The organism is Streptomyces sp. NPDC048600, assembly GCF_055587025.1.
Map to the genome: position 1 here is coordinate 139,305 of NZ_JBVJGZ010000013.1, position 21,833 is coordinate 161,137.

The window sequence follows — 21,833 nt, forward strand, 5'->3', positions numbered from 1 at the left end:
CGTGGACCTGGAGGCGGTCTGTGCGGGCTCAGCCGGCCTTGATGCGGTTGGTGAGCTCGGTGACCTGGTTGTAGATCGAGCGCCGCTCGGCCATCAGGTTCCGGATCTTCCTGTCCGCGTGCATGACCGTGGTGTGGTCCCGGCCGCCGAACAGCGCGCCGATCTTCGGCAGGGACAGGTCCGTCAGCTCCCGGCACAGATACATGGCGATCTGCCGGGCGGTGACCAGCGCGCGGCCGCGCGAGGTGCCGCACAGGTCCTCGACGGTCAGCCCGAAGTAGTCCGCCGTGGCGCTCATGATGGCCGTGGAGGTGATCTCCGGGGCCGAGTCCTCACCGCCCGGGATCAGATCCTTCAGGACGATCTCCGTCAGGCCCAGGTCGACCGGCTGCCGGTTCAGCGACGCGAAGGCCGTCACCCGGATCAGCGCGCCCTCCAGCTCACGGATGTTCCGCGAGATCCGGGAGGCGATGAACTCCAGTACCTCCGGCGGGGCGTTGAGCTGCTCCTGGACCGCCTTCTTGCGCAGGATCGCGATACGCGTCTCCAGCTCCGGCGGCTGGACGTCGGTGGTCAGACCCCACTCGAAACGGTTCCTCAGCCGGTCCTCAAGCGTCACCAGCTGCCGGGGCGGCCGGTCGCTGGAGAGCACGATCTGCTTGTTGGCGTTGTGGAGGGTGTTGAAGGTGTGGAAGAACTCCTCCTGCGTCGACTCCTTGTCCGCCAGGAACTGGATGTCGTCGACGAGCAGGATGTCCATCTCGCGGTAGCGCTTGCGGAAGCTGTCGCCCTTGCCGTCGCGGATGGAGTTGATGAACTCGTTGGTGAACTCCTCCGAGCTCACGTACCGCACGCGGGTGCCCGGGTAGAGGCTGCGCGCGTAGTGCCCGATCGCGTGCAGCAGGTGCGTCTTGCCGAGCCCCGACTCCCCATAGATGAAGAGGGGGTTGTACGCCTTGGCCGGCGCCTCGGCGACGGCCACCGCGGCCGCGTGCGCGAAGCGGTTGGACGCGCCGATGACGAAGGTGTCGAAGAGGTACTTGGGGTTCAGCCGCGCGGTCGGCTCGCCCGGACCGCCGGCCGGCTTGGGGGAGGAGCCCAGCGGTCCGCCGCCGGACGGTCCGACGGAACCCGGGGCTCCGGAGCCGCCGCGGTGGGCGGGCCCGGGGCCGGACTGCGGCTCGGGCAGCTCGCGGCGGCCGTCGCGCTGGTCGTAGTCCCCGCGTCCCTTGTCGAACTCGGCGCGCGTCTGGTCGTACGACGGCCGCTCCGGCGCCTGCCCGCGGTAGTCCTGGGCGGAGGAGCCGTAGGTGTCACGGGCCTGCGAGCCGTAGCCGCCCTGGGAGGAGGGCGAGGCGTACGGATCGCGGTCACGGTCCCGGTCCGCGTAGGCGTCGCGTTCGCGTTCGGCGTACGGGTCCCTGTCCCGGTCCGCGTACGGGTCGCGGTCCGTGTAGCCGTCGCGTTCGCGTTCGGCGTACGGGTCGCGCTCCGGGAAGCCCAGGCGCGGCTGCTGCCAGCCGTACTCGTCCTGCGCGGGGCGCGGCCAGGCGCCCGGCTCGGGGCGCTGGTACTCCGCCGGGTAGGCCGGGCGGGCGGTCGGGTGCTGCTGCTCGCCGGTGCCGGGCAGCGGCTCGGCGCGGTGGCGGCCGTAGCCCTCGTACGGCGCGGAGTCGGGCTCGTCGTACCGCGCGGGCGACTGCGGCTGGGCGGCGGGCGGTTGGGGCGCCGGCGCCTCGCCCATGGAGTCGTCCACGGTGATCGCGATACGGATGGGACGGCCGCACTCACGGCTCAGCTTCTCGCTCACGATCGGCGCGAGGCGGCCCTCGAGCACGTTCTTCGCAAACTCGTTCGGTACGGCCAGCAGCGCGGTGTCGGCGACCAGCGCGAGCGGCTGGCAGCGCCGGATCCAGTGCTCGTCCTTGGCCTCGACACCCTGCCCACGGCCCTCACCGAGAAGTTGCTCGAGTACGCGTGGCCACACTGCGGCAAGATCGGCAGGTACGTCAGCCACAGGGCACGCTCTCTCACAGGTCCCACGAATGTGTGGTTCACGGGACGGATCGGGATGTAGATCGGGGCGGGGCGGGAGGTACAAACCCGCTGGGCGGGTGACAAGGGAACGAATCGGAGTCCAGCCACGGTAGTCAGCGCGGCGGGTAGGGTTCAAGTTGTTGTCCCCAGCCTGTGGACAGTGTCTCCCGCCGACTCCTGGTTTGACCGGATGGCGTAGCCGCGCGTACCGTAACCAGGTCGAGTTGTCGATGGCTGCTGCCGCCTGCCTCCGATGGGCACAGATCGCGTCTAGGTGATCGGAAAGCGGTGCACTCGGGCGTAACGCGAGCTACTCGTGGGCGCACGGTGACAGCCAGGACGGCACCCCGCCACTACTGATTCTTTCTGGAGCCCCCGAGTGAGCAAGCGCACCTTCCAGCCGAACAACCGTCGTCGCGCGAAGACCCACGGCTTCCGGCTGCGTATGCGTACCCGTGCCGGCCGCGCCGTCCTGGCGTCCCGCCGTAGCAAGGGTCGCGCCCGACTGTCCGCCTGATCCCGGTCAGGTCATGCCGTCGTGCTGCCCACCGAGAACCGGCTGAGGCGGCGCGAGGACTTCGCGACCGCGGTACGACGAGGACGCAGGGCCGGTCGCCCTCTTCTCGTCGTCCATCTTCGAAGCGGTACCACGGACCCGCACGCGCCTGGGGAGAGCGCTCCTCCGACGCGTGCGGGTTTCGTCGTGAGCAAGGCCGTGGGTGGCGCGGTTGTGCGCAACAAGGTCAAGCGCAGACTTCGTCACCTCATGCGTGACCGGGTGGCACTCCTGCCCCCCGGTAGCCTGGTAGTGGTACGAGCGCTGCCCGATGCGGGTGGCGCGGACCACGAACACCTGGCCCGAGACCTGGACGCCGCCCTGGAGCGGGTCCTGGGAGGGGGCGCGCGATGAAGTACCCGCTGCTGGCACTGATCAAGCTGTACCAGTGGACGATCAGTCCACTGCTCGGGCCGGTGTGCAAGTACTACCCGTCGTGCTCCCACTACGGGTTCACGGCCATCGACCGGCACGGTGCGATCAAGGGCACTGCCCTGACCGCCTGGCGCATCCTTCGTTGCAACCCGTGGTCGCTGGGCGGCGTGGACCATGTCCCGCCGCGCAAGCGCCCGCGGTGGCACGAAGTGCTGCGCAACGCCTGGCGCGCACGCAAGGGCGGGCCCTCCGCCGCCGAACCGGTCATCGACGGACCTGATTCCTCCGGCCCGCCGAGCCCGGCCGCAGAGACCTCGTCCCATGCCCAAGGAGCATGATTAGTGGACACGATTGCCAGCCTCTTCAGCTTTATCACCACACCCGTCTCCTGGGTCATCGTGCAGTTCCACAGCCTGTACGGTGCGATCTTCGGACCTGATACGGGCTGGGCCTGGGGCCTGTCCATCGTGTCCCTGGTGATCGTCATCCGGATCTGCCTGATCCCGCTCTTCGTGAAGCAGATCAAGGCGACCCGGGCGATGCAGACGCTCCAGCCGGAGATGAAGAAGATCCAGGAGCGCTACAAGAACGACCGGCAGCGCCAGTCCGAAGAGATGATGAAGCTGTACAAGGAGACGGGTACGAACCCGCTCTCCTCGTGCCTTCCCATCCTGGCCCAGTCGCCGTTCTTCTTCGCCCTGTACCACGTGCTCAACAGCATCGCGAACGGCGACACCGTCGGTGTCATCAACCAGAGCCTGCTGGAGAGCGCGCAGAAGGCGCACATCTTCGGGGCCCCGCTGGCCGCGAAGTTCACCGACAGCGCCTCCGACGTCGCCGCGCTGGACGCCTCGCTGACCAGCGTCCGCATCGTGACCGCGGTCATGATCGTCCTGATGTCGCTGTCGCAGTTCTACACGCAGCGCCAGCTGATGACGAAGAACGTCGACACCAGCGTGAAGACGCCGTTCATGCAGCAGCAGAAGATGCTGATGTACGTCTTCCCGGTCATCTTCGCCGTCTTCGGTATCAACTTCCCGGTCGGTGTTCTCGTCTACTGGCTGACCACCAACGTGTGGACCATGGGCCAGCAGATGTACGTGATCCACAACAACCCGACCCCGGGTTCCAAGGCCCAGGCCGCCTACCTGGAGCGCCTCTACAAGCACATCTCGCACCACGGCAAGACGCGCAACCGTCGTGAGAAGGCCATCGTCAAGGCCATCGTCACCAAGGGCCGGGACCGCAACGACCACGAGCGCAAGTTCATCAACGGCCTCGGCAAGGCGGGCCTGGCGGCCCAGGCCGACGGCTCCGTGATCAAGAGCGAGGGCGCCGTCGCCACCCTGACCGAGGACGGCACGCCCACGACCACGTCCACCGCTCCGGCCAAGCGCCAGCAGCCCAAGCGGCAGACCAAGTCGCAGCGTCAGTCGGGTGCCGCCAAGGCGGCCGGCGAGGACGGCTCGCCCGAGACGTCCGACACACCCGAGGACTCCGCCCCGGCCGCGCAGAAGAAGGCCGAGCCGAAGCCCGCCTCCGGTACCCGCAGCAAGGCTCAGTCCGGGCAGCGCAAGGGTCCGCAGCGTCCCAAGTCCCCGTCCAAGAAGTAAGAAGGAGTCCATCCCGTGACGGAAGGCACCACCTCCGCCGCTGCCGAGGGTGCAGACACCCTGACCCGCCTGGAGCAGGAGGGCGAGATCGCGGCGGACTACCTCGAGGGTCTGCTGGACATCGCCGATCTCGACGGCGACATCGACATGGACGTCGAGGGCGACCGCGCCTCTGTCTCGATCATCAGTGACGCGGGCGGGCGCGATCTGCAGAAGCTGGTCGGCCGGGACGGCGAGGTGCTGGAGGCGCTTCAGGAGCTCACGCGTCTGGCCGTGCACCGGGAGACCGGGGACCGCAGCCGTCTGATGCTGGACGTCGCGGGCTACCGGGCCAAGAAGCGCACCGAGCTCGCCGAGCTGGGTGCCAAGGCCGCTGCCGAGGCAAAGAGCAGCGGCTCCCCGGTGAAGCTGAAGCCGATGACCCCGTTCGAGCGCAAGGTCGTGCACGACGCGGTCAAGGCCGCGGGGCTGCGCAGCGAGTCCGAGGGCGAGGAGCCCCAGCGTTTCGTCGTCGTGTTGCCCGCCTGATCGGTCCGCACGATCCACCGGCCCCGTCTGTAGCGCAGACGGGGCCGAATTTTGTCAGCCTGATAGTTCTGGTGGTTCTGGTGTCGGCGCCCGCCGCGCCGATGCGGTACGGAAGGACGGTCCCCCGTGACGGAGGCAGCGGAGCTTCCCCCTGCGCCCGAACAGGCACGTGAGGTGTTCGGCGCACGCTTCCCGGACGCGGTCCGGTATGCGGAGCTGCTCGCCGAGGCGGGCGTGCAGCGTGGGCTGATCGGCCCACGCGAAGTGCCCCGTCTGTGGGAGCGGCATCTGCTGAACTGCGCGGTGCTCTCCGAGGTCGTTCCCGAGGGGGTCACGGTCTGCGACGTCGGCTCGGGCGCCGGTCTGCCCGGCATCCCGCTCGCCCTTGTCCGCGAGGACCTGAAGATCACCCTGCTGGAGCCCCTCCTGCGGCGTACGACCTTCCTGACCGAGGTCGTGGAGCTGCTGGGCCTGGACCATGTCACCGTCGTCCGCGGCCGTGCCGAGGAGGTCATGGGCAAGATGCCGCAGGTCCATGTCGTCACTGCCCGTGCGGTCGCGCCGCTGGACCGTCTCGCCACATGGGGCATCCCGCTGCTGCGGCCCTACGGCGAGATGCTGGCGCTCAAGGGAGACACCGCGGAGGAGGAGCTGAAGAGCTCGGCCACCGCCCTGAGCAAGCTCGGTGCCGTGGGGACGTCCGTCCTTCACGTCGGCGAGGGCGTCGTGGATCCGCTGTCCACGGTCGTGCGTGTGGAGGTCGGAGAGAGTCCGGGCGGTGTGCGTTTCGCCGCCAAGCGGGCGAAGGCGGCCCGTACGGGGCGGACGCGCCGACGCCGCTGAGTTCCCGGAGAGCAGCCGCCCCGAAAGAAGCGGCTGCCTACTCCACACAAGCTGCCAAACCTGTACATGACGGAGTGTCGCGACAGTTCGGCCCCAGGCGCTGTGCATCGTGTTTCACGTGAAACGTCGCTCACTGCTGCACGGCATCATCAGTCGAGGCCGCGCCGCGGCCGAACCTCGCGAACGTAAGCCTCTCGGTTCGCTCGACAGGCCTGTCGGGTCACTCAAAGCGGGATCGGAGTTGTCCACAGAGGTGGATTTCTCCACACAAGCCCCGGCCTCACTGGTTCACGACCCCGAAGGCATGGGAGGCTCTGTTCATTGCGAGCCTGAAGTCGAGGAGAGTGAATCCTTGCGGTCCGACGCCAACATCGCGGGACCGATGACCGATCCGGTCCCTGGTCCCCGTACCGAGTCGCTGGGGGACGATGTTTCACGTGAAACACCGCCCCCGATGGACGACACCCCCATCGGTCGTGCTGCCCAACTGGCGGTCGAGGCTCTGGGACGCGCCGGGGAGGGTCTTCCACGGCCCGAGCAGACCCGGAACATCGTCGTCGCCAACCAGAAGGGCGGGGTCGGCAAGACGACGACGACCGTCAATCTCGCCGCCTCCCTGGCGCTGCACGGCGCCCGGGTGCTGGTGATCGACCTCGACCCTCAGGGCAACGCCTCCACGGCGCTCGGTATCGACCACCACGCCGACGTTCCGTCGATCTATGACGTCCTGGTCGACAGCAGACCGCTCGCCGAGGTCGTCCAGCCTGTTCCCGACGTCGAGGGCCTCTTCTGTGCCCCCGCGACGATCGACCTGGCCGGCGCGGAGATCGAGCTGGTGTCCCTGGTCGCACGGGAGAGCCGGCTCGAGCGGGCCGTTCAGGCCTACGAGCAGCCGCTGGACTACGTCCTCATCGACTGCCCGCCCTCCCTCGGGCTGCTGACGGTCAACGCGCTCGTCGCGGGCCAGGAGGTCCTCATCCCGATCCAGTGCGAGTACTACGCGCTGGAGGGCCTGGGACAGCTGCTGCGCAACGTCGATCTGGTCCGGGGGCACCTCAACCCCGCCCTGCATGTGTCGACGATCCTGCTCACCATGTACGACGGCCGGACGCGTCTGGCGTCACAGGTCGCGGACGAGGTGCGCACCCACTTCGGCGACGAGGTGCTGCGGACGAGCATTCCTCGCTCGGTCCGTATCTCCGAGGCGCCGAGCTACGGACAGACGGTGCTGACCTACGATCCTGGATCGAGCGGTGCGCTGTCCTATCTTGAGGCCGCACGAGAGATCGCGCTGAAGGGCGTCGGCGTCAGCTATGACCCGACCCGCGCCCACATCGGCGCCCAGAACAACCCGAGCATGGTGGAGGGGATCCAGTGAGTGAGCGACGGAGGGGACTGGGCCGAGGGCTCGCCGCACTCATCCCCGCGGCCTCCACGGAGAAGACGCCGGCCGCCGACGAGGTGGGGAGCGTCGGCTCCACTGCTTCTGCGGCAGCGCCGGTACTGACGGCCGAGCGTGGAGTGGCCGCGGCGAAGGTGGCCACGCTGCCGACTGTTTCACGTGAAACAGAGGACTTCCCGGTGCCCGCCCCGGTGGAGACACCCGCGGCACCCATCGGAGCCCACTTCGCCGAGATCCCGCTGGAAGCCATCACACCGAACCCGCGCCAGCCGCGTGAGGTCTTCGACGAGGACGCCCTGCACGAACTGATCACCTCCATCCAGGAGGTCGGTCTGCTCCAGCCCGTCGTCGTCCGTCAGGTCGGCACCGGCCGCTACGAGCTCATCATGGGCGAGCGGCGCTGGAGGGCCTGCCGTGAGGCCGGCCTGGAGGCCATCCCGGCGATCGTGCGGCACACGGACGACGAGAAGCTGCTCCTGGACGCCCTCCTGGAGAACCTCCACCGCGCCCAGCTGAACCCGCTGGAAGAGGCGGCCGCCTACGACCAGCTTCTGAAGGACTTCAACTGCACGCACGACCAGCTGGCGGACCGCATCGGCCGGTCCCGTCCGCAGGTCTCCAACACCCTGCGGCTGCTGAAGCTCTCGCCCACCGTTCAGCGGCGGGTCGCGGCCGGGGTGTTGTCCGCCGGTCACGCCCGGGCACTGCTGTCCGTGGAGGACGCGGAGGAGCAGGACAGGCTGGCCCACCGGATCGTCGCCGAGGGACTCTCGGTGCGTGCGGTCGAGGAGATCGTGACCCTGATGGGCTCGCGGCCCCAGAAGGCTCCGCGTGCCAAGGGCCCTCGTGCGGGCGCGAGGCTCTCCCCGGCCCTGACCGATCTTGCGGGCCGTCTGTCGGACCGCTTCGAGACCCGGGTGAAGGTCGACCTGGGCCAGAAGAAGGGCAAGATCACGGTCGAGTTCGCTTCGGTGGAGGACCTTGAGCGCATCCTCGGCACGCTGGCTCCCGGCGAGGGGCCGGTTCTGCAGAAGAGCCTGCTGGACGGCGACTCCGACGACACGGAGGACTGAGCCGCCCCAGTGTGGGGCACGCCAGGTGAGCGAGCCGTGTCCGGTGTGTACCGGAACACGGCTCGCTCTTTGCTTTCTGTCGGTATCGAGTGAATCTCGTGGTCGATACGATGCGATCGGAAAGGCGCATCCACCTGGCGATACCTCATGGGGAGGCGGAGGCCGTGCGAACGATGAGCCGGACCGGACTGGTGAGCGCGGGACTGGGTCTGGGCGCCGTTGGAGGATTCGTCGTCGAACTGTTCAGAGAACACAGTGCTCTGACTGCCGCCCGCGATGCCGCGGGCGAAGGAAGCGAGGAACAGCCTTCATGGGGCGTCGGCTCGTACCGCTCACGCTGGACAACCTTCAAGACCTTCCCCAGCGCTGCCGCTCGTGCGTCTTCTGGGAGCTCGATCCGGTCAGCGGAGAAGCCGCGGTAGGTGCCGGAACGTCGGCCATGGAGAAGGAGTCGTGGATCTCCGCCGTCCTGCTGGACTGGGGATCGTGCGGCAGGGTCGTCTATGTCGACGACGTCCCCGTGGGCTTCGTCCTCTACGCGCCACCGGCCTATGTGCCCCGCTCCACGGCGTTCCCGACGAGTCCCGTCTCCCCCGATGCCGTCCAGCTGATGACGAGCTTCATCCTTCCCGGCTACCAGGGACAGGGGCTGGGCCGGGTGATGGTGCAGACCGTCGCCAAGGACCTGTTGCGTCGGGGCTTCAAGGCGATCGAGGCGTTCGGGGATGCCCGCTGGAAGGAACCGGCCTGTCTGCTGCCTGCCGACCATCTCCTCGCTGTCGGCTTCAAGACGGTTCGGCAGCATCCCACCCACCCCCGGTTGAGGCTGGAGCTGCGCACCACGCTCTCCTGGAAGGAAGACGTGGAGATGGCGTTGGACCGGCTGCTGGGAGCTGTGCAGAAGGAACCGGTGCTGCGTCCCCTCTGACACTCGGCGCAGCATGAAGGGGGCCGACCCTCTTGGGCCGGCCCCCTTCATGTTTCACGTGAAACGGCGGAGCGCCTCACATCCGAGACATCACTCGGCGATGAAGTCCTCGAGGTCGCGCAGGATCGCGGCCTTCGGCTTGGCACCGACGATGGTCTTGGCGACCTCACCGGACTGGTAGACGTTCAGCGTCGGGATGGACATGACGCCGTACTTCGCAGCCGTGGCCGGGTTCTCGTCGATGTTGAGCTTGACGATCTCGATCTTGTCGCCGTGCTCGGCCGCGATGGCTTCGAGGGACGGAGCGATCTGGCGGCAGGGACCGCACCAGGCGGCCCAGAAGTCCACCAGGACGGGCTTGTCGCTCTTGAGGACGTCCTGCTCGAAGGAATCGTCGGTCACGTTCTTCAGGGTGCCGGCCACAGGGGGCTCCTTTGTGGTGTGCGTGGGGTGGGTGGAGGTCAGACGGTCGCGGGCTCGGCCTTGTCCTCGTCCGCGAGGGCGGCGAGGAAGCGCTCGGCGTCGAGGGCGGCGGAGCAGCCGGTGCCGGCCGCGGTGATCGCCTGGCGGTAGGTGTGGTCGACGACATCACCGGCGGCGAAGACACCGGTCAGGCTCGTCCGGGTGGAGGGGGCGGCCACCTTGAGGTAGCCCTCCTCGTCCAGGTCCAGCTGGCCCTTGAAGAGCTCGGTGCGCGGGTCGTGGCCGATCGCGATGAACAGGCCGGTCACCGGAAGGTCGGAGAGCTCACCGGTCTTGACGTTGCGCAGCTTCAGACCCGCGAGCTTCTGGTCGCCCTGGACCTCGGCGACCTCGCTGTCCCAGACGAACTTGATCTTCGGGTCGGCGAAAGCGCGGTCCTGCATGGCCTTGGAGGCACGCAGGCTGTCACGGCGGTGGACGATCGTCACGGACTTGGCGAAGCGCGAGAGGAAGGTGGCCTCCTCCATCGCGGTGTCGCCGCCGCCGATCACGGCGATGTCCTGGTCCTTGAAGAAGAAGCCGTCACAGGTGGCGCACCAGGAGACGCCGCGGCCGGAGAGGGCGTCCTCGTTGGGCAGACCGAGCTTGCGGTGCTGGGAGCCGGTGGCGACGATGACGGCCTTGGCCCGGTGGACGGTGCCCGCGGTGTCGGTGACGGTCTTGATCTCACCGCTGAGGTCGACGGAGACGATGTCGTCGGGGATGAGCTCGGCGCCGAAGCGCTCGGCCTGGCCGCGCATGTTGTCCATGAGCTCGGGGCCCATGATGCCGTCCTGGAAGCCCGGGAAGTTCTCCACCTCGGTGGTGTTCATCAGCGCACCGCCGGCGGTGACGGCACCCTCGAACACCAGGGGCTTCAGCGACGCGCGCGCGGTGTAGAGCGCCGCCGTGTAGCCGGCGGGCCCGGAGCCGATGATGATCACGTTACGGACGTCGCTCACGGCTTGATTCCTCGTCTCTGGACTGCGTCGTACGACCGGTGGGAGCCCTCTCGGAACTCTCACCCCACCCAACGGATCCTAAGGGGCGCGCATTCCCACTGTGTCCGGGCACACCAAGGGGCGAGACAGCCGTGACAGAAGAGACGAGGTGCCGCTCAGGGGCGGGTGCGATGCCCTGAGCGGAGGGTGGCTCAGCCTCACGCCGCTGATGTGCGCCACACGCCCTCTCCTGGGGCCGCAGACCCTTGTGGTGCGGGCCCGCCTCAGGGACGAGCGTAGGTGTCCTTGAAGAGCACCTCGGCCTTGGCAGCGGAGTCCTCGGCCACACAGCCAGAGTCGACGACATAGACGCTGACCCGGCTGGTGTCGGTGGCGTCCGGGAGCACGACGAGCAGCGCGTCGCGTCCCTTGTACACGCCCTGCTCGGTGGCGAGTGCCGGGTCGGTGCGGCCGATGCCCTGCCGGACGCAGTCGGGCACCGCGGGCTGCTGCAGGACACGCGGTCCCCCGCTGGAGGGGCCGCCCTCCACACCGAGGCTCTGCGGGGTGCGCTTGTCACCGCTGCTCTCGCTCGCGTGCGCGGCGAGGAGATCGTCGACCTTTCCCTCCAGCGTTCCCGCGGCGAAGGTGTCGGCGATGGAGGCTTGCTCCTCCTGGCCGGGCGAGCTCGAGGGAGAGCCGCCGCCCCACGAGGACAGCAGGACGGAGCCGAGCCCCAGAGCGGCCACCGTGAAGGCGGCCCCGAGAGCGGCGATCCTGCGCTTGCCGGTGCGGCGGTCCTTGCGGCCGGGGCCGGTGGCGGCGCGGGGCCTGCCTGCGGGTCGGCCGGCCGGGGCCGCAGTTTCACGTGAAACATGACCGCTGTCGCGCGCGGAGGTGGGAGTCGAGGGAGATGCGGCGCCCGCGAGGGGAGAGGGCTGGCTGACGGAGGCAGCCTCTTCGGTGGCTGCGGGCCGCTCTGCTGTCGGCGGCTCGGTGTCTGCGTCAGCGAGGTCGGCCGTGTCCGCCGCGGTGGGATCGGCCGGCCCAGAGGGCTCGTCGGCGTCGGCTGTTTCGGCGGGGGAGCCGGCCGACGTGGCCGTGGAAGCCAGGAGGGCCTCTGCCGCGAGTGCCGCGTCGATACGGCCCGCCACGTCGTCGGGCATCCGCACCGGGCCCGGCAGGGTGCCGAGCAGGCCCCTGATCTCCTCCAGCGAGGCGTGGACGTCCGCACACAGCTCACAGCCGTCCAGGTGCCGCCGCAGCTCCGTGCTCCGGGACGGGGACAGCAGGCCCTCGGTGAGGTCGGAGATCTCGGCGACGTCCGGGTGCCCGGCCGTGTCCGTCGTGGCAGTCACGCTCGCCCACCTCCGCCCTTCACTGTGGCTGAGTCGCTCGACCCGGGATGGTGGGGACCACTGGATCGTGGTCCCGCTGCGGGTGGGACGGATGTCCCCTGCGTCCGGTTCCGCCCCTCCTCCGAGTTTCCGCCGTCGGTGTTGCTTTCCGGCTTCAGATGGGTGAGCAGCGGCAGGAGTCTCGCTCTGCCGCGGGCACAGCGGCTCTTGATCGTCCCGGTCGGCACGTCGAGGATGCGGGCGGCCTCGGCGACGGGGTAGCCCTGCATGTCCACCAGGACGAGGGCGGCGCGCTGATCGGGCGGGAGAGTGCCGAGCGCCTCGATGAGCTGCCGGTGCAGGTCGTTGCGCTCGGCGGGCGCCGAGGCGGACTCGTGCGGCTCCAGCAGCCGCTCCAGGCGCTCGGTGTCGTCGACCGGCGAGGTCTTGCGGGAGGCGGCCTTGCGGGCCCGGTCCAGGCAGGCGTTCACCGTGATCCGGTGCAGCCAGGTCGTGACGGCGGACTTCCCCTGGAAGGTGTGCGCGGCCCGGTACGCCGACACCAGGGCGTCCTGCACGGCGTCGGCGGCTTCCTCCCGGTCCCCCAGCGTGCGCAGGGCCACGGCCCACAGCCGGTCCCGGTGCCGCCGTACGAGCTCGCCGAAGGCGTCCGGGTCCCCGGCGACATGCCGTGCCAGAAGGGCCTCGTCGGTCTCATCCGGCGGTTCCTGCCGGTCGCTGTGCACGCCCCCTCCCTCGCTTCCTCAGCCGGTCACCTTGATGTCGACCACCCGGCCGCGGATCTGGCCGTTCGACTGCGTGGGCAGCTCGGTCAGCCAGACCAGCAGGTAACGGGACTTGAGTGCCTTGCCCGGCTTGAGGTCCACTGTGGTGCCCGTGCCGTCGGCCACCTTGGTGAAGCCTTCGAAGCTCGCCGGCTCGGCGTCGCCGTTCGCGGTGCGCAGTTCGACTGAGGTGTTCCCCTGGAAGGTGACGGAGACCTTTCCGACCTCCTGGACCTTGCCGAGGTCGAGGATGACGCCTACGCCGGACTTGAGGTTGCCGAAGCGCGAGCCCAGGTAGTAGTCCGTCTCCCAGTACGAGCCAGGTTCACTGTCGTAGACCTTGCTTATGCTCTCGGGCTTCTCGGAACGGTCCGAGCCGAACGGGTCGTAGTCCCGGGCGCTCTGGATCGCGATCGCGCTGGGCGGCTTGGGCTTGTTCTTGTCGCCGCCGTCCGTCGTCTGGGTCTTGTTCGTGTCGTCGGACTTGCCGCCGCCGCGCTCCATCAGCGCGTCCGCGAGCTGCCAACTGCCCAGGCCGAGGGCGGCGATGAGCAGGGCCGACACGGCCCACTTCAGGACCCGCCCGGTGCCGCTCTGGAGCGGGGGCGGAGGGGCGGGCACGGGCTGGGTCGCACCGGGGTGCGGCGCCGGGCGGCCGTAGGTGCCCTGCTGGTAGGTCGTGCGCTGATACTCCGGCGGCGCGGTGAAGGCCGGCTCCGGCGGGCGGATGCGCGGCATCTCGCCGACCGCCTTCACCAGCTCCTCCGGCGTGGTGCACGCGGCCTCGTGCCGGGAGGCGGTCGCCCCGTCGTTGGCCAGGGCCCGCATGGCGAGCTCGGACAGTCCGCGGTGCACACCGGCCCGCACCTGGTCGGGGGCGATCAGACCGACGTCCTTGGGCAGCCCGGACAGACCGTAGGCGTCGTTCTCGTAGGGCCAGCGCTGGGTGAGGGCGGCGTAGAGCAGGGCGCCGATCGCCTCGGTGTCGGTGCGCTGCGGAGTGTCGGAACTGACGCCGCGCAGCGCCGCGTTGACCGCGAGGCCGCGGATGCGCCACTGCCCGCTCGAGGTGCGCAGCACGGCGTTGGGGTTGATGCGCAGATGCGCCAGGCCCTCGCGGTGCGCGGCGGCCATGGCGGAGGCGATCTGGCTGACCAACTGGTAGGCGTCGTGCGGCTCCAGCGGTCCGGCGGCGAGCAGCGCGGTCAGCTCGGTGGCGTCGGGCAGCCACTCGTGCACGACGTACACCAGGTCGTTCTCGTCGACGGCGTCGAGGACCTGCACGAAACGGGGATCGCCGAGCAGGGCGGAGGAACGGGCCGCGGCGAGCACGGAACGGGCACGCGTGTGGTCCGCGGGCAGGATGTGCACGCCGACGGCACGGCGGAGCTTCTCGTCGACCGCACGCCAGCTGCTGAATCCGTCCAGACGGGTGACGCACTCCTCGAGGCGGTAGCGCCTGGCGAGTTTGTGACCGCTGTGCAGTTCGGGAGGTGAGGCCTTCGCGGGACTCTCGGTCCCGCCGCTCCCCTGTGCCTCGGTGCTCTCCGTGTCCCGCTCCCCGGTCTGGTCCACCCCGTCGGCCGTGGACTGGTCCGCCTGCTCCGCCCCGGCGGTCAGCGGCTTGTCACCGCTGTTGTCTGCCACGTCGACGGCAGCCCTGCTCCGATCCGCCACCGTCGTCTGCCTCCCCATCCGTTGCGCGTCGTGCGACGCCGATCCAATTGTGCCCACAGTCCGTCCCTGTGCACGACACACAGGGACGGACGATGGTTGTGCGAGTACCTCCCCCGCTTCAGCGACCCAGTCGCCCGCGCACCATTCCGACCAAGGAGTTGAGCTCCTCGATACGCATCCGGCGGGCGGCGACGTAGAAGACGCCGAGCAGGACGGCACCGCCGACGAGCAGCGCGGCGAACGAGCCCGCGGCGCCGTGGCCGAGCGTCTGGGTGATGCCGTAACAGGCGGCGCCGCTGAGCAGCACGGCCGGGACCGAGGCGATGCACAGGCGGGCGTACGTCCGCAGCACGCGCGCGCCGTCGAGGTCTCCGCCGAGCCGCTTGCGCAGCCTGCGCCAGGCGACGCCGACACCGATGACGTAGGCCGCGCCGTAGGAGGCGGCCATGCCGACCACGGCCCAGCGGGGCGGCAGCAGGAGGAAGCACAGGGCGGAGGCGCTCGCGTTCACGGCGGCCACGATGACCGTGTTGTAGAACGGCGTGCGGGTGTCCTCGTACGCGTAGAAGGCGCGCAGGACGACGTACTGCACGGAGTACGGGATCAGGCCGAGGCCGAAGGCCATCAGCATGTAGCCCATGTTCGTGGCGGCCTGGGCACCGGAGGAGCCGAAGATCAGGGTGCACATCGGGATGCCGAGGGCGAGGAACCCGAAGGCGATCGGCACGATGGCGACGGCCGTGGTGCGCAGGCCCTGGGAGATGTCGTCGCGGACGGCGCCCGCGTCGTCCTCGGCGGCCGAGCGGGAGATGCGCGGCAGCAGGGCGGCCATCAGGGAGACGGTGATGATGGCCTGCGGCAGGCCCCAGATGAGCTGGGCGTTGGCGTAGGCGCTGAAGCCGGTGCCCTCGATCTTGGTGTCGACGACCGCGGCGGTGGCCAGCTGCGTGACGACCAGCGCGCCCGCCTGGTTGGCGAGCACGAACAGGATCGTCCACTTGGCGAGCATCGCGGCCTTGCCCAGGCCGTGGCCCTTCCAGTCGAAGCGCAGGCGCAGCTTGAAGCCGGTCTCGCGCAGGTAGGGGATCATCGCCAGGGCCTGGACGACGAGGCCGAGCAGGATGCCGATGCCCAGCAGGCGCACACCCTCGTCGGGGATGTTCTCGACGGTGATGCCGGAGTGCTCGGCGGTGCCGTAGACCCACAGGAACAGGCCCAGCGTCACGATGATGACGATGTTGTTGAGGACCGGCGTCCACATCATCGCGCCGAAGCGGCCGCGGGCGTTGAGGATCTGACCCATCACCACATGGACGCCCATGAAGAAGATCGAGGGCAGGAAGTACCGGGTGAAGGTGACCGCGACGTCGAACGCGGCGGGGTCCGAGGCCAGCGGGTTCGACAGGGCGCGGACCAGGAGCGGGGCGCCGAGCATGGCGAGGACGGTGAGACCGCCGAGGATCACCATGACCAGCGTCAGCAGCCGGTTCGCGTAGGCCTCGCCGCCGTCCTCGTCGTCCTTCATCGCGCGCACGAGCTGCGGTACGAAGACCGAGTTGAGGCCGCCGCCGACGGTGAGGATGTAGATCATCGTCGGCAGCTGGTACGCCACCTGGAAGGACTCGCCGAGGAGCACCAGGCCCAGCGCCGAGACGATCATCGCGGAGCGGATGAACCCGGTGAGCCGGGAGACCATCGTGCCCGCGGCCATCACCGCGCTGGACTTCAGCAGACCAGCGGCGCGACCGGCCTTGCGGCCCCCCGCGGCGCTGGGCGCCTGGACCGGCTCGGCGGGCGGGGCGGGCGGCGGGACGGGAGCCTGGTACTGCTGCGGGGCCGGAGCCTGGTTCTGAGGCACGCCGTAGGCCGCCGCCGGGGACTGGCCCGGGTGCGGGACGGGGGCGGGACCGGGCACGGCCGGCTGCTCGTGCGGGCGGCCGCCGCCCTGCTGCTGGTCGCGGAAGAGATGGGCGAAGGCGTCCGGCTGCTGCTCGCCGGCCTGGGTCACCAGGTCGTCGACGCCCACGTACTCGGTGGTGCGCGGGTCGTCGCCGTAGGGAAGGTACTGGGTGGCGCCGTCCGGCTCGGGGGCCGGTGTCTGCGCCCACACACGCGGGTCGGGCGCGTACGGCTGCTGCTGCGGCTGTGCGTACAGCGGCTGCTGCGGGTACGTGCCCGGGGGCGGCGGCGGGTGCGCGGCGCGGTCGTAGAGGGCCTCGGACACCGGGTCCTGGGCGGAGAGGTCCTGGGCCCGGTACGGGTCCTGGTCGTAGGCGTCCTGGAGATACATGTCCGCGGGGTGCTGCGGCGGTACCTGGCCGTGCTCGGGCGGTGGGCCCTCGGGGTGTCCCGAGCCGCCCACGGCCTGACCGCGGTCACCGTCGTACGGCGCGTTCATCCTTACCCCACCTCATCGTCCCTGGCCCACCGGCCACGACATCCTCAACGGTCCACTCTCTCACCCGTGCCGGACGGGTCCGGGTTTTCCGCTGCGGTGTCCGGTGTCGGGTCACTCGGCTGCTCCGGCTCCCCTGCCCCGGAAGGCGCGTCCGACTCCTCGGTCTCCTCCGTGTGTCCGGTGAGACGTTCCTCGAGCCCTTCCGGGTTCTCCGGGCCGTCGGCGGGCTCGTCCGTACCGTCGGGGCCGCTGCCCTCGGCGTCGCGGGCGGCGGCGCGCTTGCGCTGGGTGTACATCCTGAAGCCCGCCAGCACAAGCAGCAGCACACCGCCGCCGATGACCAGCATGACCGTGGCCGTGATCTCGGTGACCTTCACGTCGAAGGTCACCGGGTCGCCGTAGGCCTGGCCGTCCTCGGTGAACAGCTGGGCGATCACCGTGACGCGGCCGTTGGCGTTGGCGGAGGTGGTGAACTTCACCGACTGGCTGTGCCCGCCGGAGACCGCGACCGGCTGCTCGTCGTAGGCCTCGCCGCCGATCTCCAGACGGTTCGGTGCGGTGGAGGTGAGCCGCAGGACGAGGCGGTCGACGTCCTGCACCAGGTTGTTCTGGACCGTGACGGGGATGGTGGCGCTGCGCCCGGAGAGCTTGGTCTCGGACTTGTCGATCAGGCTGACCTGGTCGGCGAGGTCGTCGAGATACCGCTCCACTCCGTCGCGGTAGTTCGCCGCGGCCACGGCGTGGCCGCGCCAGGACGTGGACATCGCGCGGTTCATCGCCCGCCCGAACGGCGTCACCACACGGGACTCGTCGGAGAGGATGACCTCGAAGTTGTCGAGCTTCACCTGTGTGGTGGCGATCTGCTCGAAGGCCTTGCGCGGCAGCTCCTGCCGGCGCAGCGACTTCGGGTAGGCCGAGGCGCCGGGGACGGTGGTGGTGGCGCCCGGGTCGGGCCTGGCCGCGGCGGTGTCCGTGAGGGGCCGCGGCTCGTTCCACGTGCCGCCCTGGAGCGCGGTGAGCGCCTGCGCCATCGTGCGGGCCTGGCTGGCGCTGGGCATGCGCTGCGGCGCCACCACGATGCTGCGCTGCTTGTCCGTCTGGAGGTTCAGGGCGAGGCTCTGCGCGAGGAAGCGCTGCACGACGAGCGTGTCGGCCGAAGCCGTCGTCAGATCGCCCTGGAAGGCCGTCGACAGCCGGGCGTCCGCGACGACCGCTGTGGTGCCGCCGCCGATCGGGCGCGGGGCGGAGGGCGTGTAGGACAGCCCGCCGGTCTCCTGGAGGCTGTCGCTGCGCGCGATGACCGTGTCGGCGCCCGCGGAGGTGGCGACCTTGACGATCGACGGGTCGACCGCGCCGTTCACCGGCCATGCGAAGTCCGTGGACGGCTTCACATGGATGATCGTCTCCACCGTGCTGGCGGCGACTTCCGTGGCCTCCTTCAGGTGGCTGAGCGAGCCGGAGACGCTCGTGCCGTTGTGCGCGAGGGACGCCAGGTCCGTGTCGCCGAACGGCAGCGCGACGACCTCCTTGCCGGCGACCGCGTTCTGAAGGTCGGCCAGCCAGCGCTTGGCGACGCCCTGACCGCGGCCCGGCGTGGTGGCGCCGTTGCCGCTCTGGATCTCGTAGGTCTCCGTCATGGCGTCGACGGAAGCCAGCAGGTCCGGGTCGATCACCCAGGTGACATCGAGGTCCTTGCCGAGCGCCACGAGCTGTTCCAGCCGTCCGCCGGGCGAGAGGTCCTCGGTGAGGTCGTCGTCGAGGAAGACCGGCGTCTGGCGCTCGTTGGAGCCGGTCTGCGCGGTCATCTGGACGTCGGAGACCAGCGGCCACAGGAACGTCGTACGCGTGGTGGTGTCCGGCTCGTCGGGCTGCCAGGGCAGGAAGGTCCGCTGGAAGCCCAGGACCTGCTCCCAGGGCTGAGCGGACGTCTCCCCGGAGAGCTTGACGCCCAGCTGGTAGACGCCGGCGCCGCCGAGGTCGAGGTCCTCCACGGGGACGGTGATGCTGAACGCCTCCGCGACACCGGGGGTGAGCGCGGGCAGCTTCTGCTCGTCGCCGGTCTCGGAGCCGTCCGAGCCCGGTGTGTACCCGGTGCGCCGGAAGGCGTCGTCGATCCCCGAGCGCGTGTCGATCTCCGGGCCGATCACCAGGTCCAGGTGGGCCTTGGTGATCGTCTGCTTGCCCTTGTTGGTGACGGTCCCGGAGACCGTCAGGGTGTCGTCCTCGGACGGGACCGACGGGGTGAGCGAGTCCAGCGCGACGGCGACCGTGCCGGAGCCGGAGACCGCCTTCGCCGATGTCCGGCCCGTCGCCTGCGCGGACGGGGCGGCGGTCAGCTGGACGAGACCGGCCAGCAGCGGGGCGGCGGCGAGCAGGGCTCCGGTGCGCCGCAGCAGACGGCGGGCAGGTGAGGGACTGGTCCCCGGGAAGTCTGCCGCCTCGGCCACGCGCTCGTCCGTCCCTCGTCGTCGTCAGTGGTCGCCGCAATGTGCGTCCACGCATGGTAACGATGCGCGCTGAGGGGAAGTGCCGCGGACTGGTCCACAAGATCGGCACCCGACCGTTCGCCGTTCGTTATGGGCGCTTGGCCGGGGCGGATACCGATTGCGTTGCGATACGTCACATATGCCATGAACGGGCACTTTGGTCCGGCGTCGGGGACGCTGCCGACGAGTCCGCGACGGGTGCGCCGAGGGGGTCGGCCCGCCTTAATCGGGGCGCTGCCGGGCGCTCGGGCCACGTACCCTCTTCTGTTGTGCCGAATGCCAACGAAGACCACCTCATTGCCCCGGAGCCCGACCGCGCGGTGACCGAGCCGCAGTGGGTCGCTCCCGTCGCCGACGACCTCGCCCGCCGTTTCCAGGAGGCCGGCTTCGCGCTCGCCCTGGTCGGCGGATCAGTACGGGACGCGCTCCTCGGCCGGCTCGGCAACGACCTGGACTTCACCACGGACGCGCGCCCCGAGGACGTGCTGAAGATCGTGCGGCCCTGGGCGGACGCCGTATGGGACGTCGGTATCGCCTTCGGCACGGTCGGTGCCCAGAAGGACGGCTTCCAGATCGAAGTCACGACCTACCGGTCGGAGGCCTACGACCGGACCTCGCGCAAGCCCGAGGTGGCGTACGGCGACTCCATCGAGGAGGACCTCGTCCGGCGCGACTTCACGGTGAACGCGATGGCCCTCGCACTGCCGGAGAAGACGTTCATCGATCCGCACGGCGGCCGGGACGACCTCGCGGCGCGGGTGTTGCGTACGCCGGGCACGCCGGAGGCTTCGTTCTCGGACGACCCGCTGCGCATGATGCGTGCGGCCCGGTTCGCCGCGCAGCTCGACTTCGAGGTGGCCCCCGAGGTCGTCACCGCCATGACCGAGATGGCGGGTCGCATCGAGATCGTCTCCGCCGAGCGGGTGCGGGACGAGCTGAACAAGCTCATCCTGTCCGCCCATCCCCGTAAGGGCCTGACCCTTCTGGTGGACACCGGGCTCGCCGAGCATGTGCTGCCCGAGCTGCCCGCGCTGCGGCTGGAGAGGGACGAACACCACCGGCACAAGGACGTCTACGAGCACACGCTGATCGTCCTGGAGCAGGCGATGGCGCTGGAGACCGACGGCCCCGACCTGACGCTGCGGCTGGCCGCGCTGCTGCACGACATCGGCAAGCCGCGCACACGCCGCTTCGAGAAGGACGGCCGGGTCTCGTTCCACCACCACGAGGTGGTCGGCGCCAAGATGACCAAGAAGCGCATGACTGCGCTGAAGTACTCCAACGAGCTGGTGAAGGATGTCTCGCACCTGGTCGAGCTCCACCTGCGCTTCCACGGCTACGGCACCGGCGAGTGGACCGACTCCGCGGTCCGCCGCTACGTCCGTGACGCCGGGCCGCTGCTCGACCGGCTCCACAAGCTGACCCGTTCCGACTGCACCACCCGGAACAAGCGCAGGGCGGCCGCGCTGTCGCGTGCGTACGACGGGCTGGAGGAGCGCATCGAGCAGCTCAAGGAGCAGGAGGAGCTCGACGCGATCCGCCCCGACCTCGACGGCAACCAGATCATGGAGATCCTCGGAGTCCCGCCCGGCCCCGCTGTCGGCCGCGCCTACAAGCAGCTGCTGGAACTCCGCCTGGAACACGGCCCACTGGGAGCGGAAGCGGCGACGGAGGCCCTCAAGGAGTGGTGGGCCAAGGAGCAGCACGCCTGAACCCGCGCATGAGAACCCGGGCATGAGAAGGGCGCCATGTTTCACGTGAAACATGGCGCCCTTCTGCTTCAGCCTCGCGACGGATGACGTTTCACGTGAAACATCGTCCGTCGCGAGGCCTCTGCCTTACTTGACCTGCTTCAGGCACAGGACGACGTCGTGGCCCTCACCCGTCTGGTAGTACGCGACCTCGGTCTCCTTGACCGTGTTGCACTTGTCGGTGTCGCTGGTGTCGTCGAACTTCTCGATCACCTTGTACTCCGCGTCGCCGGAGGTGCAGTCGACCGTCTCGAGGTCCGCCTGCGTCATCGTGCCCTTGTTGTGGAGGCAGGAGCCCACGGACGTGGTCTCGGCGTCGGTCTTGCCGAACTGCCACTTGACCACGGCGATGATGATGGCGACGACGATGAAGCCACCGATCCGCAGCAGCTTCTTGCTGAAGCGCTTGGCCGGGGCGGGCGGCGGAACCGGGGCGCCCTGGCCGGGCATCGGGGCGTAGGGCTGCGGCGGGACACCCGGCTGGCCCGGCTGCGGCGCGCCGGCCGGGTTCTGGGCGTACGGGTTCTGGCCCTGGGCGAACGGGTTGCCCTGAGACGGCGGAGTGGACATGCGGGGGTCCCCCTTGATGCGGTGCGACACGCATAAGAAGCGGATAAGACTCACGTAAGGTAGCGGCCCCC

Annotated in this window: 19 protein-coding genes; 10 read left to right on the forward strand and 9 right to left on the reverse strand. The window is 69.7% G+C overall.

Translation table 11 applies throughout. The features are described 5' to 3' along the window. Nucleotides 1-28: 28 nt before the first annotated feature. Complete coding sequence (dnaA, locus tag ACZ6SQ_RS19480; RefSeq protein ID WP_469563423.1) at nt 29-2,017, reverse strand: chromosomal replication initiator protein DnaA; 1,989 nt, start codon at nt 2,015-2,017, stop codon at nt 29-31. A gap of 399 nt (nt 2,018-2,416) precedes the next feature. On the opposite strand from dnaA, the gene rpmH reads away from it, so the two are divergent. From rpmH to ACZ6SQ_RS19525, 9 genes are all read left to right on the forward strand, one after another. Next, nucleotides 2,417-2,554: a 50S ribosomal protein L34 gene (gene rpmH, locus ACZ6SQ_RS19485; protein ID WP_016644655.1), complete on the forward strand. Its 138-nt coding sequence runs from the start codon at nt 2,417-2,419 to the stop codon at nt 2,552-2,554. Nucleotides 2,555-2,575: 21 nt separating this feature from the next. Further along, the gene (gene rnpA, locus ACZ6SQ_RS19490) at nt 2,576-2,947 is read left to right on the forward strand and encodes a ribonuclease P protein component (protein ID WP_469563426.1); all 372 of its coding nucleotides are present in this window, start codon (nt 2,576-2,578) and stop codon (nt 2,945-2,947) included. Continuing rightward, on the forward strand, nt 2,944-3,306 hold the full coding sequence (gene yidD, locus ACZ6SQ_RS19495; RefSeq protein WP_469563428.1) for a membrane protein insertion efficiency factor YidD: 363 nt from the start codon (nt 2,944-2,946) through the stop codon (nt 3,304-3,306). Before rnpA ends, yidD begins: the two co-directional genes overlap by 4 nt. Before the next feature lie 3 nt (nt 3,307-3,309). Beyond that, the gene (gene yidC, locus ACZ6SQ_RS19500; protein ID WP_469563431.1) at nt 3,310-4,581 is read left to right on the forward strand and encodes a membrane protein insertase YidC; all 1,272 of its coding nucleotides are present in this window, start codon (nt 3,310-3,312) and stop codon (nt 4,579-4,581) included. A 15-nt stretch (nt 4,582-4,596) separates the two neighbouring features. Next, nucleotides 4,597-5,109 carry a Jag family protein gene (locus ACZ6SQ_RS19505; protein ID WP_469563434.1) on the forward strand — a complete coding sequence of 171 codons (513 nt, stop codon included), beginning with the start codon at nt 4,597-4,599 and terminating at the stop codon, nt 5,107-5,109. Nucleotides 5,110-5,235: 126 nt separating this feature from the next. Continuing rightward, nucleotides 5,236-5,952 (forward strand): 16S rRNA (guanine(527)-N(7))-methyltransferase RsmG, encoded by a 717-nt coding sequence (gene rsmG, locus ACZ6SQ_RS19510; protein WP_386377890.1) that lies wholly within the window; start codon nt 5,236-5,238, stop codon nt 5,950-5,952. Nucleotides 5,953-6,256: 304 nt separating this feature from the next. Continuing rightward, nucleotides 6,257-7,330 (forward strand): AAA family ATPase, encoded by a 1,074-nt coding sequence (locus ACZ6SQ_RS19515; protein ID WP_389324238.1) that lies wholly within the window; start codon nt 6,257-6,259, stop codon nt 7,328-7,330. Then, the gene (locus ACZ6SQ_RS19520) at nt 7,327-8,427 is read left to right on the forward strand and encodes a ParB/RepB/Spo0J family partition protein (protein ID WP_469563437.1); all 1,101 of its coding nucleotides are present in this window, start codon (nt 7,327-7,329) and stop codon (nt 8,425-8,427) included. The genes ACZ6SQ_RS19515 and ACZ6SQ_RS19520 overlap by 4 nt, the downstream gene beginning before the upstream one ends. 310 nt (nt 8,428-8,737) lie before the next feature. Continuing rightward, the gene (locus ACZ6SQ_RS19525; RefSeq protein ID WP_469563439.1) at nt 8,738-9,355 is read left to right on the forward strand and encodes a GNAT family N-acetyltransferase; all 618 of its coding nucleotides are present in this window, start codon (nt 8,738-8,740) and stop codon (nt 9,353-9,355) included. A 90-nt stretch (nt 9,356-9,445) separates the two neighbouring features. On the opposite strand, the gene trxA is transcribed toward ACZ6SQ_RS19525, so the two are convergent. From trxA to ACZ6SQ_RS19560, 7 genes are all read right to left on the reverse strand, one after another. Continuing rightward, complete coding sequence (trxA, locus tag ACZ6SQ_RS19530; protein WP_356689252.1) at nt 9,446-9,778, reverse strand: thioredoxin; 333 nt, start codon at nt 9,776-9,778, stop codon at nt 9,446-9,448. A gap of 38 nt (nt 9,779-9,816) precedes the next feature. Next, nucleotides 9,817-10,779, reverse strand: a complete 963-nt coding sequence (trxB, locus tag ACZ6SQ_RS19535) for a thioredoxin-disulfide reductase (RefSeq protein WP_469563442.1) — start codon at nt 10,777-10,779, stop codon at nt 9,817-9,819. Nucleotides 10,780-11,042: 263 nt separating this feature from the next. Continuing rightward, on the reverse strand, nt 11,043-12,116 hold the full coding sequence (locus ACZ6SQ_RS19540) for a hypothetical protein (protein WP_469563444.1): 1,074 nt from the start codon (nt 12,114-12,116) through the stop codon (nt 11,043-11,045). Further along, the gene (sigM, locus tag ACZ6SQ_RS19545; RefSeq protein ID WP_469563447.1) at nt 12,113-12,841 is read right to left on the reverse strand and encodes an RNA polymerase sigma factor SigM; all 729 of its coding nucleotides are present in this window, start codon (nt 12,839-12,841) and stop codon (nt 12,113-12,115) included. Before sigM ends, ACZ6SQ_RS19540 begins: the two co-directional genes overlap by 4 nt. 18 nt (nt 12,842-12,859) lie before the next feature. Next, nucleotides 12,860-14,557, reverse strand: a complete 1,698-nt coding sequence (locus ACZ6SQ_RS19550; RefSeq protein ID WP_469563450.1) for a protein kinase family protein — start codon at nt 14,555-14,557, stop codon at nt 12,860-12,862. A gap of 118 nt (nt 14,558-14,675) precedes the next feature. Continuing rightward, the gene (gene murJ / locus ACZ6SQ_RS19555) at nt 14,676-16,955 is read right to left on the reverse strand and encodes a murein biosynthesis integral membrane protein MurJ (protein ID WP_469563453.1); all 2,280 of its coding nucleotides are present in this window, start codon (nt 16,953-16,955) and stop codon (nt 14,676-14,678) included. 44 nt (nt 16,956-16,999) lie between these two features. Further along, entirely contained in the window at nt 17,000-19,402 is a 2,403-nt protein-coding gene (locus tag ACZ6SQ_RS19560; RefSeq protein ID WP_469563456.1) for a DUF6049 family protein, read from the reverse strand. Between the two features lie 308 nt (nt 19,403-19,710). On the opposite strand from ACZ6SQ_RS19560, the gene ACZ6SQ_RS19565 reads away from it, so the two are divergent. Further along, a complete protein-coding gene (locus tag ACZ6SQ_RS19565; RefSeq protein ID WP_469563458.1) occupies nt 19,711-21,153 on the forward strand; it encodes a CCA tRNA nucleotidyltransferase in 1,443 nt (480 codons plus the stop codon). Nucleotides 21,154-21,279: 126 nt separating this feature from the next. On the opposite strand, the gene ACZ6SQ_RS19570 is transcribed toward ACZ6SQ_RS19565, so the two are convergent. Continuing rightward, nucleotides 21,280-21,762 carry an LppU/SCO3897 family protein gene (locus tag ACZ6SQ_RS19570; protein WP_389324208.1) on the reverse strand — a complete coding sequence of 161 codons (483 nt, stop codon included), beginning with the start codon at nt 21,760-21,762 and terminating at the stop codon, nt 21,280-21,282. Between the last annotated feature and the right edge of the window lie 71 nt (nt 21,763-21,833).